The sequence below is a fragment of the Xenorhabdus eapokensis genome, from assembly GCF_001908105.1.
The window spans coordinates 1-11138 of sequence record NZ_MKGQ01000052.1 but is presented as its reverse complement, the minus strand read 5'-3'; the positions used below and the strand labels follow the sequence as shown (position 1 = coordinate 11138).

At 34.0% G+C, this 11138-nt stretch carries 9 protein-coding genes and 1 pseudogene; 8 read left to right on the top strand and 2 right to left on the bottom strand.

Features of this window, described 5'->3' with window-relative positions:
- Window positions 1–984 precede the first annotated feature (984 nt).
- Entirely contained in the window at window positions 985–2616 is a 1632-nt protein-coding gene (locus Xedl_RS18160) for a TcdA/TcdB catalytic glycosyltransferase domain-containing protein (protein WP_074025154.1), read from the bottom strand.
- Window positions 2617–2735: 119 nt separating this feature from the next.
- On the bottom strand, window positions 2736–2921 hold the full coding sequence (locus Xedl_RS18155; protein WP_074025153.1) for a hypothetical protein: 186 nt from the start codon (window positions 2919–2921) through the stop codon (window positions 2736–2738).
- Window positions 2922–3598: 677 nt separating this feature from the next.
- On the opposite strand from Xedl_RS18155, the pseudogene tnpA (Xedl_RS18150) reads away from it, so the two are divergent.
- From tnpA (Xedl_RS18150) to Xedl_RS18115, 8 genes and pseudogenes are all read left to right on the top strand, one after another.
- Window positions 3599–3932 (top strand): annotated as a pseudogene (gene tnpA, locus Xedl_RS18150) (IS200/IS605 family transposase).
- Between the two features lie 128 nt (window positions 3933–4060).
- The gene (locus Xedl_RS18145) at window positions 4061–5350 is read left to right on the top strand and encodes an HlyD family secretion protein (RefSeq protein ID WP_074025152.1); all 1290 of its coding nucleotides are present in this window, start codon (window positions 4061–4063) and stop codon (window positions 5348–5350) included.
- Complete coding sequence (locus Xedl_RS18140) at window positions 5340–7448, top strand: peptidase domain-containing ABC transporter (protein ID WP_074025151.1); 2109 nt, start codon at window positions 5340–5342, stop codon at window positions 7446–7448. The genes Xedl_RS18145 and Xedl_RS18140 overlap by 11 nt, the downstream gene beginning before the upstream one ends.
- 111 nt (window positions 7449–7559) lie before the next feature.
- Window positions 7560–7826 carry a MoaD/ThiS family protein gene (locus Xedl_RS18135; RefSeq protein ID WP_074025150.1) on the top strand — a complete coding sequence of 89 codons (267 nt, stop codon included), beginning with the start codon at window positions 7560–7562 and terminating at the stop codon, window positions 7824–7826.
- Between the two features lies 1 nt (window position 7827).
- Window positions 7828–8553 (top strand): HesA/MoeB/ThiF family protein, encoded by a 726-nt coding sequence (locus Xedl_RS18130; RefSeq protein ID WP_074025149.1) that lies wholly within the window; start codon window positions 7828–7830, stop codon window positions 8551–8553.
- 29 nt (window positions 8554–8582) lie between these two features.
- A complete protein-coding gene (locus Xedl_RS18125) occupies window positions 8583–9317 on the top strand; it encodes a beta/alpha barrel domain-containing protein (protein WP_158024406.1) in 735 nt (244 codons plus the stop codon).
- 143 nt (window positions 9318–9460) lie between these two features.
- Window positions 9461–9898 (top strand): IS200/IS605 family transposase, encoded by a 438-nt coding sequence (tnpA, locus tag Xedl_RS18120; RefSeq protein WP_074021892.1) that lies wholly within the window; start codon window positions 9461–9463, stop codon window positions 9896–9898.
- 108 nt (window positions 9899–10006) lie between these two features.
- Window positions 10007–10648 (top strand): HAD-IA family hydrolase, encoded by a 642-nt coding sequence (locus Xedl_RS18115; RefSeq protein ID WP_074025147.1) that lies wholly within the window; start codon window positions 10007–10009, stop codon window positions 10646–10648.
- Window positions 10649–11138: the final 490 nt, after the last annotated feature.

Below are 11138 nucleotides of genomic sequence, written 5' to 3'. Positions count from 1 at the left end.
TGATCTTGCTAATTGTGCAGGAAAAGTGAGATGGAAGATCGGTCAAACCGACACCTGCAAAACCTGAGATATCCGACGACCAAGAATGAATAAAGGTCTGAAAGCCGATAAGGAGCAGGTGTGCATATATCCATCATGGCTCAGCAGAAAATAACCTGCAAACACAGAAGCCGAATGTACGAACGCAGTTATGACCGCCATCCAACGAACTTATCTTGCACATAAGCGGGAGTTCATGTACGGATATACGTAAGCTACCTTGTTCTTTTGTCTGAAAAGCTCTCTTGCAATACAGGGGAAGACCATATACGAAGCTCAGGTTACCTAATGAGGTTGGCAACAAGCCAGACCTCATTGAGCTACAAAAATTCTAATAGAGTGTGCGACTGATTTCCGAAAATGACACCCGCAAAATGAAAATCTGTTTTTCAGACAAGCAGAGGGGTGCTCGTCCATTGCTGATTGCTGAGAAAATAATCTTTGATCTTTTGGGATGTATAAAATACAATCCCTAGTAAACATTCTACTTAAGAGGGCATCAAAATGATTTGGTTATTTTTTACGATAATCATTCCATCTATAATTGCATTTTTTGCATTTAGTTATTGTGCCGATGATAATAATTACAGCAAGAGCAAAAAAAAGTAAATATGATTGTATAGTTACTAGCTAACAATAAGTTATCAAGTATTATTGTTAGCTTTTTTAATTGATTTAAATGCCTTATTTTTGAAGTTAGAGTTGGGTGATTATGAATTTTCTTCTCTAACTAAAAAGTTCCTATCAATTATGGCAATCTCCGGTTTCATGGAAATCTACCAAAGCCAAGTGTCTGTCTATACAATCCATTCAATATTGTGTAGTGGTTAGCGCTAATAATTTTCTTCTGTCCAGAATTTCTGAGATATGTATATCTATGTTTGTTTATAACTTTTCGTCATTATTTTTAATGAAGTTACCAATAATCCTGCCAAAAGTTAATATCTATAACATCCAAGATGATTTTAAACTATGCTCCGTTTCTATTGTTTGTTCAGTAAAAGATAAGTGGTTACTCAACAATTCAATTGTAGATTCTTGTAAAATATAGTTTGGTAATTCAAAGTATTTTACTATAAAAAAATGAGCTGCGTTGAGTAATGGACCTGGGCCAGAAATATTTAATGTAATTCGAGAGTCATTTTTGTAACCATCCAAACTGTAGTTCTCAAAAAAATCTTTCTCATCATTAGATATGATATTTTTTTTAAATATACCAAATATATTTCTATAATTATCCTTAATTAAATTTAAGCATTCTTTTATTAAGATGGATTCTGTATTTGTAGCAATAACATTGTTAAAAAATATTTTCTTTTTATTTTTATGTCTGCTTATCAAAAACAAACCAAAAGGAAGATAAACATCCCCTAACCCAGTGATAATCTCTCTCTTATCAAGTTTACTCATATAGTCCTTTATCTTTGAAACCAGAATATCATCACTTTCCTCTATACATAATCCCTTCCCCCAATTTGACTTTGACAGAACATTATATTCTGATAGTTCATTTAATATTATTTTATTTTTTAATACATCTAACGTTTCTAAATCTAGTGAGTAAAATTTACTTTTCTTTGCAAATGATTTTGCATTTCTTAATTTTACATTTAATTTTGGTATCGTATCAACATCTATATATATCCCTCCTTCTTCTTTTAAAATTAAAAGCCTTGCGATATCAGACGCTGCCGCTAAATTCGTTCTATAAAAAACTTCAAAATTATATATATTTCTTTCAGCCATATAATTTTCCTTCTTTATTATATCATTTACATCTCTAATAAATATATTGTCATTTGATATATTTAAAAAATGATCTTTTATTCTCTTAATTATTTTTTTTCTTTCGATTAATAAACTAGTTTGTTTTAAATAATTGGATATGATTTTATCATTTATGCATGATTTTGATTTTGATTTTGATTTTGATTTTGATTTTGATTTTGATTTTGATTTTGATTTATAGAAATTAAAGCATTCCTTGTGAAGGTTAATAGAGTCTTTATTTGACAAATCAGTGTTTTTTATTTTACCAGACTTGTATTTATAAAGGTGTCCTGCAAGCAGTGTATCAAAGTCTAACCATAATGTTATTTTATAATTTTTATTTAGTTCAGACCAAAGTTGAATATTCTTAATGTAGGTTTCTGGCATGTCTCCTATCCATAAAAAGTGAATTTTTTTTTCAATATTTTTTTCTTCCTGACTATTTGACATCCTATTTTTTATTAACAAACCTATTTGTTTTCGATAAAGCCTCAACTTTCTTGGCTTTAGATATGGTCTTATTCTGCAGATGAGGTCATCAATGCTAATAAAATTACTGATAACTCTTTTTGTTTCATTTTTTTCTATTGCATCTATCAGGTCATAAAAAATATCAATAACATACTCTTCATTATTTTCAATGTCAGATTCAGAAAAGTTATCTACAATACAGAGGTGTACATATTTTAAAATTTTCATTACCACATCTATTTCATATGGATTATTTATTACTGATTCAAAACCATTCAATGATTTTAACCACGTGACTTTATCTTCCAACTTCAACGATAGTTTTTCTAAGCACATATTAATTACCTATACTGAAAGGAGTTATATCAAATCCATGATATAACTCCTAACGTCAATGATTAATTAGAAAAATAAAACCAATTACAATACTATTTGTAGTATCTAATTAAATTTTATCATTTCTTGGATTTAAATATATCTTTAATCGCATTCCAATGATTCATACCCGCTTCTTGACGAGATTGAATAATAATTCTGACATGCTGTCTGCACTGTGCTTCAGTAGCAAGATTACACCCAGCAAGAATACCACAATATCCACCAGATACACGTTTAAAATTATTTTTTTCTAGTTCTTTCATAATTTACTCCTGATTGTTAGTTTTTAGAATATTATTAAAACCTGAATAATCTCACTTAAAGTATATATTTTAGGTTTAAGGGAAACTAAACACAAATAATGATATTCCTTATTTATCATAATTCAAGCTTTTTTTTCGCATTTTATAAATAAAATTCGTGAGATTTATCACGTAATTATTACGGTTGTTATTGATTCTGATCTGCTTTTTTATGACATATATTAAGGTTCTTTCTTATAAAAAAACAAAACAATATTCTAAGATAACTTACTTAATCTAAGAAAGATAATAATTTATTCTAAACAACGTGAAAGACATCATTAATTTAATATGAATTTAAATTATTTCACCATACAAATAACTGGTGAGCAATATAATTAATCAATGTATAATTTCATGAATGACAATATAGGGATCAAATTGTTGCATTATTATTAAAAATATCCATTTTGATGATTGAGTCACAAATCAAAAATAACTAATTGACATGGTACAATTTACTTAATTATTCTCTATTCCCATGCATTGCTGAGATTTTAAATTAAACACCAAAGGAATATGTTATTTTATTCTTCCCAGTGAAAGATTAAAACCACCATCTTTAGCTGCGATACTGTGTTGTAGCGAGCGGTGCAACATGGATTACAGATATAGTAATTCAGATTAAACACCATTTTATGTGGGTAACTAAATACAGGTACAAAGTGCTGATTGGTGAAGTAGATTATACGGATGAGGTAGTGAGTCCATCAGACAAGTGAAGCATTTTAAATCAAAATATTAAAAGGCGTAGTGAGCAAAGTTCATGTTCACATACTGGTGAGCAGTCCCCCGACGTTAGCGCCCGCTGCACTCATAAGGAAAATGAAGTAAAGAACAGCAAGTAAGTTGTTTGAAGAATTTTCGCATCTGAATAAGCGATACTGGGGTAAGCATTTTTGGGACAGAGGATATTTTTGTACGACAGTGAGTCAGTTAACAGATGAGATGATTAGAAAAGATGAAGAATAGAATGATTCGTATCATCAGATAACTTCATAAAAATTGCGTTCAAGACAGTTGTTACTTTAGCAGGTGGTTGTTGGGCTTAAGCATTGGAGTTGCACTTATTAGGCGGACCCAAGAGGAATTAAAACTAAATGAATGGCTTGTTCAGACAGGAAGCAATAGAGTTTCAGAAAACAAAATGGGCCGGTCAAGCCATAATAAAAAGAGGATTTCCTGCTTGGTTTGCCGGTTTTTTTTCGCTATTTATCATTATTATTCTAATTTTATTTTTGATATTAGGAAGTTACACAAGAAGGTTAACTGTATATGGTGAAGTAACTACTCAACCACGAGCAGTAAATATTTTATCTCATCAAAAAGGATTTATTTCAAATAATCTTGTGAAAAAAGGAGATAATGTTAAAAAAGGCACCCCAATTTACGAAATTGATATCAGTCGCGTAACGAATTCAGGAAAAGTGAGCCAAAATAGCCGTCAAGAACTGGAGAAACAAATCATACAAATTGAAGGGATGATTGAAAAATTAAAAATAAATAAAAAAACAACATTGGACAGTCTATTAGCTCAAAAAAAACAATATGAGGAATCAAATAAGAAATCGGCAGAAATTGTTGAAAATGCAAGGCAGGGCGTGGAATATGCAAAAAATATGATGGAGTCATATAAACACTATACCCGAAGTGGGTTGATAACTAAAGACCAATTAAGCATACAAACGAATTCCTATTATCAGTACCAAAGTTCATACCATAGCTTATACAATCAGCATCTTCAAGAATCACAACAAATAATAACACTGAATAACGATATCATCACTAAAGCAACTGATTTTGATAATCAGATATCACAGTACCAACTTCAAATTAGCGATATACAACGCCAATTAGCTGAAACTGATGCAACTGGTACTTTGGTTGTTAATTCACCTATTGACGGGCGTATAGAATCATTGAGTGTCACACAAGGGCAAATGGTTAGTGAGGGTGACAGTCTTGCCCAGATTATTCCTGATTCTGGGGAAATTTATTACTTAGTGCTTTGGCTGCCTAATAACAGTATACCTTATGTATCTATCGGAGACAGCGTAAACATTAGCTATGATGCATTCCCACATGAGAAATTTGGTCAATTTTCTGGAAAAATAACATCTATATCTTACATACCTGCGTCTGTTCAAGAGATGGCTTCTTACCGTAGCTCACCACCTCAATCCAACACAAGTAAGACAGAATCATATTATAAGATACTTGTATTGTTGAATCAGACGCATTTTGAATATCAGGATAAAATATTGAATTTGAGCAGCGGTATGCAGGCTAAAACGGTTCTTTTTTTAGAAAAAAGACCAATTTATCAATGGATCACATCTCCTTTCTACGACATAAAAAAAAGCTTAACAGGACCTGTAAATGATGAGTGACTATCTGGAAAGTCTGACAAAAAAACTTAATCTTAAACTCACCAGAAACGTTCCTCAAATTTTACAGTCTGAATCGTCAGAATGTGGTCTTGCGTGTCTGGCAATGATTAGTCATTATTATGGACAGAGAATTGACTTATTCAATTTACGTAGTCGATACGGTATATCCTCTCGGGGAGCCACACTCGATACACTGATCAATATTGCCGAAAACCTTGGCATGAAAATGCGTGCCTTAACATTAGATATCCATGAAATAGGTGAATTGAAAACCCCTTGTATATTGCATTGGAATATGAATCACTTTGTGGTTCTTATAAAGTCAAATAAAAAACAAGTGGTTATTCATGATCCTGCCAGCGGGCGAAAAACTATCGGAATTAAATCATTATCAAATCACTTTACAGGTGTTGCGTTAGAAATATGGCCAAATAGTGAATTTGTTCCGATTAAAGAAGAAAAAAAGCTTCATCTATCACGGCTTTTGAATAACGTGGTTGGGTTAAAAAATGCTCTTCTGAAAATTTTATTTTTTTCTCTTATCATCGAAGCCATTACGTTATTAATACCGGTCGGCACTCAGCTTGTTATGGACCATGTCATTCCCGCTAGTGACTATAACTTGCTTGCAGTGATATGTTTGGGTCTGTTTTTTCTCGTTATATTTCGATCAGGCATATCAATTTTTCGGGCGTGGGTTTCTATTGTAACGGGAGCATCAATTGATATTCAATGGAAATCAGGACTATTCAACCACCTAATACGGCTTCCAGTTTCTTATTTTGAAAAACGACAGCTTGGCGATATTCAAGCCCGTTTTAGTTCGTTGGATACCATTAGAAGCACATTCACAGAAAACATAGTGACAAGTGTTATGGACGGTATTATGTCCGTCGGTGTGTTTATTATGATGTGGTTATATGGAGGTTGGCTAGTATGGGTGGTTATGGGATTCACCCTAATTTATATCATTCTACGTATATATACCTATCCTCTATATAAGAAAATTTCAGAGGAACAGATGATTAAAAATGCCTCTGCTAACTCTCATTTTATGGAAAGTCTTTATAGCATTAGTACATTAAAGGCTCTGGGAATAATTGAATCTCGTTCTCAACGTTGGGTCAATCTTAATGCGGAAGCAATAAATTCAGGAATAAGACTTTCTAGATTGGATATGATGTTTACAGGTATAAACTATTTTATTACTGTTTGCGATCAAATCATTATTCTGTGGCTCGGTGCGACAGCAGTGATTGATAATTCTATGACTCTCGGTATGTTTGTTGCTTTTAATGCTTATAGGGGACAGTTTTCAGAGCGTTCAGTCAGTCTTATTGATATCTTCTTTAGGTTAAAAATGCTTAGTTTGCATAATACGAGGGTTTCAGACATTGTATTGTCTGAAACAGAAAAGCAGATGCCAGAACGCAATCTGTTTCCATCTGGAGTTCCTGTGAATCTTGAGATCCGTAACTTGTACTATCAATATGATATTCTTACTAGCTATATTCTCAAAAACGTAAATATGAATATCAATGCTGGTGAAAGTGTGGCTATTATAGGCCCATCTGGTATGGGAAAAACAACGTTGTTGAAACTGATGGCAGGGTTACTGCTTCCTTCAGAAGGTAATGTACTGGTTAATGGACTTGATATTGGAAAAATTGGTGTTAACAATTACAGAAAATGTATTTCTTGTGTTCTTCAGGATGACAAGCTTCTGTCTGGCTCTATAGCTGAAAATATTTCAGGATTTGAACAAAGAATTAATCTCCAACAAGTTGAGGTATGTGCGAGGCTAAGCCATATACACGAAGACATTACGTCCATGCCAATGGGTTACGAAACTTTAGTCGGAGAACTCGGAGGGAATCTTTCAGGGGGGCAAAAACAGCGTTTACTGATTGCGCGGGCTTTGTATCGAAAACCATTAATTATATTTATGGATGAAGCAACAAGCCATTTGGATGTTGAATGTGAAGAAAAAGTTAATCAGTCAATTTCTCAACTAAACATTACCCGGATTATTATTGCACATCGTCCGTCAACAATATCATCTGCGGATAGGGTTATAGACCTTGGTAAATTACTTTAATAATCATCGAAAACTTGTTTTTAAACCTAAAATAAAAATTTATAAGTGTGGATGGGAAGTGATGGAAAACATAAATTCTAAAAAACTAATCGTTGAGAGGAAATCTATATTATGACGACAAAAAATATTATAGTAAACGTAACTATACCTAAAGCTATTGGAAATTCAAAATCGTTATCTCTGGAAAAAAATTCAACCGTTATGGATGTAATAAAAAAGCTCAATCAGCCAATGCTTGTAGAAAAAATAATGAAAAGCGGTTCTGATTTTAACCAGTTTGTTCTGATATATTTAAATAACCAAAGAATAAAAGATCCATCAATATGCCTAACAACTGATAGTAGTATTGAAGTCATCATACCGATGGCCGGAGGCTGATATGAATGATGATCGCTATGATAGACAAATTAAAGTCATTGGTAATGAAGGTCAGAGAAAATTAAAAAAATCATCTGTTCTTATTGTAGGGTGTGGTGGGTTAGGATGTCCTATATCTCTATATTTATCAACTGCGGGAGTTGGAAAAATAACGTTAATAGATGATGACGTTATAAGTTTATCTAACTTACATCGACAGATACTTTTTGGAGAAAATGATATCGGAATGCTAAAAGTAGATGTAGCTAAAAGACAACTACTAAAACTAAATTCCGACATTGAAATAATCAGTATCAATGACCGTGTGAATATCAACAACGTTGAAGGATATATTGATAACCATGACATTGTCATTGTTGGTTGTGATAATTTAGAAACACGTTATATTGCCAATGATGCCTGCTGCAAAATGCATATTCCATATATAAACGCAAGTGTATTAGGTGATGAAGGATCAATTACCTACTTTGATATCGATAATGGATGTTATCGTTGTATATTTCCTAGCGCACCCAAAGATAAGCTAATTCCTTCACCCGTGGATATCGGAGTGCTTGGGCCTTTAGTAGGAGTTATTGGAACTACAACAGCAACAATGGCGATTGAAATATTAATTGGGAATAAATTAAAATATATAAATAAAATATTTACCTTTGATTCATTAACATTAAGCATGAAAGGATATCCATTCTCGAAGAATGAATATTGTTGTGGTTGCTCTATATGATATGCATAAAAACTCAAAAGGATATTATAATGACACTAAACCCTTGGTTAAAGACAAAGAAAGTTGAATTAACATCTAGGCTTATGATTGGTACTGAGCAATATAACTCTGCTGAGATGATCAGAGATGTGACAATTGCGGCTGGTGCGGAACTTCTTATTGCAACAATTAATCCTAAAGATCGCAGTTCTGGAGTCGCCATTACTGATGTAGCTAAAGCATTTGAAAAAGTCGACTATAAATGTGTCTATGTATCAACAACATCTTTCGTTCATTCAGCGCAAGAAGCTATTGATACGGCCTTAAAGATGAGGGAATTATTTGATATCGAATTTGTTAAACTTGATGTAAGAAATGATGCTAAGCAGCGTTGGGCCAATAACTTTGAAGTAATAGAGGCTGCAGAAGTACTACTCAGGCAAGGGTTTGACGTAATGCCAATGATAACGCCTGATCCTTATGCTGCAATGAAGCTTCAGGATATGGGGTGTTGTGCTTTACGTTTATCTGCTGGTGAGCTTGGGACAGGGAAAGGTATTTATAACCTTGAAGTTATGGAAAATGTTAGAAGTATGGTTAGCATTCCATGCATCGGTGAAACAGGAATTATTAATGTTACAGAAGTTACGCAGTTGTTTGGTATTGGTATGGATGCCGTGCTAGTAAACTCAGCAATAGCACAGGCAAACAAAACGATAGAGATGGCCACCGCAATGCGATTAGCTGTGGAAAGTTCATTGTATTATAAAGAAGCAACACTTTAGATAAGAGTAATAAAGAAAAGGGTGTTTATTCATAACTGAATACCACCTCCTGCGGAGGTGGTCATCGACAGATTGGCTCTGCCAGTAAGGCTACTCATGGGAAAATCCGAACTATTATCCCCATAACAGAGAAGGATTTAACCATGAGTAGATTCAAGAAAGCATCGCATGTACTTTGGTGTTGTCAATATCATATCGTCTGGACGCCCAAATACCGATTTAGGATACTGAAAAATAATGTAGGAAGGGAGGTTTATAAGCAGATACGGATTTCCTGTGAACAACTCGAGATAGAAATTGTAGAATTGAATGTTCAAATAGATCATGTTCATCTTTTGGTAAAAATCCCCCCGAAATTATCTGTATCTGAGGTGCTTGGGCATTTAAAAGGACGAACAGCCATTCGATTATTTAATAAATTCCCCTATTTAAGAAAGAAAAAGTTATGGGGAAATCACTTTTGGTCGAGAGGGTACTGTGTGGATACCGTAGGTGTAAATGAAGAAATGATAAGGAAGTATGTGAAGTATCAGGAAAAACATGAACATGAAGACAATCAATTATCGTTAAAAGGGATGTGAAGTGAAGGCTCTCAGAGTCTGAACTAGTAACGCCCCTCTGGGGCGAAATCAAAGCCGCCTTCTATGAAGGCGGATTTTTACTGTTCCCTTTCATTTTCTGAGGCAACTATGACTTTCGTTGAATGTAAAGCAATACTATTTGATCTTGATGGAACATTAGTTGATTCTGGCTCTTGTATAGAACGCCTTTGGTATCAGTGGGCTCAAGAAAACCACCTTGATACCAAATATGTTCTCTCCATTATTCATGGGAGAACTATTGAAGAGACATTGAAGCTTATTTCATCTTATTTTTATAATCAGCACTGTGTTGATGAAATTAAGGAGCGAGCGATAGCAGAATTGAATCAGGTTAAGCCGATCGCAGGAGCTGCTGATTTTATAAAAACAATACCCGCAGGCCGTATGGCAATCGTTACTTCTGGTGCAAAAAAAGTCTCTATGCAAAGTATCATAAGTGCAGGGATACCAGTGCCTGATATAATGGTTACCTCAGAAGATATTTCTCGTGGGAAGCCTAATCCAGAACCCTATCTGAAAGCTGCAGAAATTTTAGGTGTGCAACCTAGTGAGTGCCTTGTTTTTGAGGATGCTGATTCTGGTATTCAGTCAGCCTTAGCTGCAGGTATGAGTGTCATAATCATTGGAGCAAATAGCCATTTATTATCAAGTAATGGGATTGCACACGTAGATAATTATAAAGGTCTTAACGTTGAGATTGAGGGACATTCAATGATTTTGAAATGGTAAGACATACTTTTTATCATTAAGTCGAAAGAAAAGATAATACCTCTGAGCCCGTCCACTTGGTCACTGAACTCGATAATGTACACTCATTGGTAACCAGACGGGCCTGATTCAGAACAGGATTTTGAAACTACCGAATCTGACCGAAGGGCAGTATCTTGCATCCAGGGTAATGGCGGAGTAGCTGCAATATCAGCTTCTGAAAATGACAGGATCTTTATAAAATGGCTTTTATTTAATTGGTTGATATATAAGAATAAGTATCCCCCGACATAGCCGGGGGGTTTTTCATATGCGCCTATAAGGCTCTCTTGCCAGCCGCGCCCTAACCGGCGCATCGCAATCTGACATTTGCATTCTATTGATTAACCTTAACGCGATGCTCGACTTTTAGGGTGAGTTGAAATGACATAGCCGCTCCTTTATAACTTTAAGTCGTCAAAAATAGAGAAATAAAGGAACAAAAGGCTATGTCACAGCAAGATTTTATCAT

Excerpts from the sequence above, each read along its gene's own strand:
- Xedl_RS18125 (WP_158024406.1), top strand. The coding sequence starts at position 8,583 with ATGACACTAAACCCTTGGTTAAAGACAAAGAAAGTTGAATTAACATCT.
- Xedl_RS18145 (WP_074025152.1), top strand. The coding sequence starts at position 4,061 with ATGAATGGCTTGTTCAGACAGGAAGCAATAGAGTTTCAGAAAACAAAA.
- Xedl_RS18115 (WP_074025147.1), top strand. The coding sequence starts at position 10,007 with ATGACTTTCGTTGAATGTAAAGCAATACTATTTGATCTTGATGGAACA.
- Xedl_RS18135 (WP_074025150.1), top strand. The coding sequence starts at position 7,560 with ATGACGACAAAAAATATTATAGTAAACGTAACTATACCTAAAGCTATT.
- Xedl_RS18140 (WP_074025151.1), top strand. The coding sequence starts at position 5,340 with ATGATGAGTGACTATCTGGAAAGTCTGACAAAAAAACTTAATCTTAAA.
- Xedl_RS18155 (WP_074025153.1), bottom strand. The coding sequence starts at position 2,921 with ATGAAAGAACTAGAAAAAAATAATTTTAAACGTGTATCTGGTGGATAT.
- Xedl_RS18160 (WP_074025154.1), bottom strand. The coding sequence starts at position 2,616 with ATGTGCTTAGAAAAACTATCGTTGAAGTTGGAAGATAAAGTCACGTGG.
- Xedl_RS18130 (WP_074025149.1), top strand. The coding sequence starts at position 7,828 with ATGAATGATGATCGCTATGATAGACAAATTAAAGTCATTGGTAATGAA.
- tnpA (WP_074021892.1), top strand. The coding sequence starts at position 9,461 with ATGAGTAGATTCAAGAAAGCATCGCATGTACTTTGGTGTTGTCAATAT.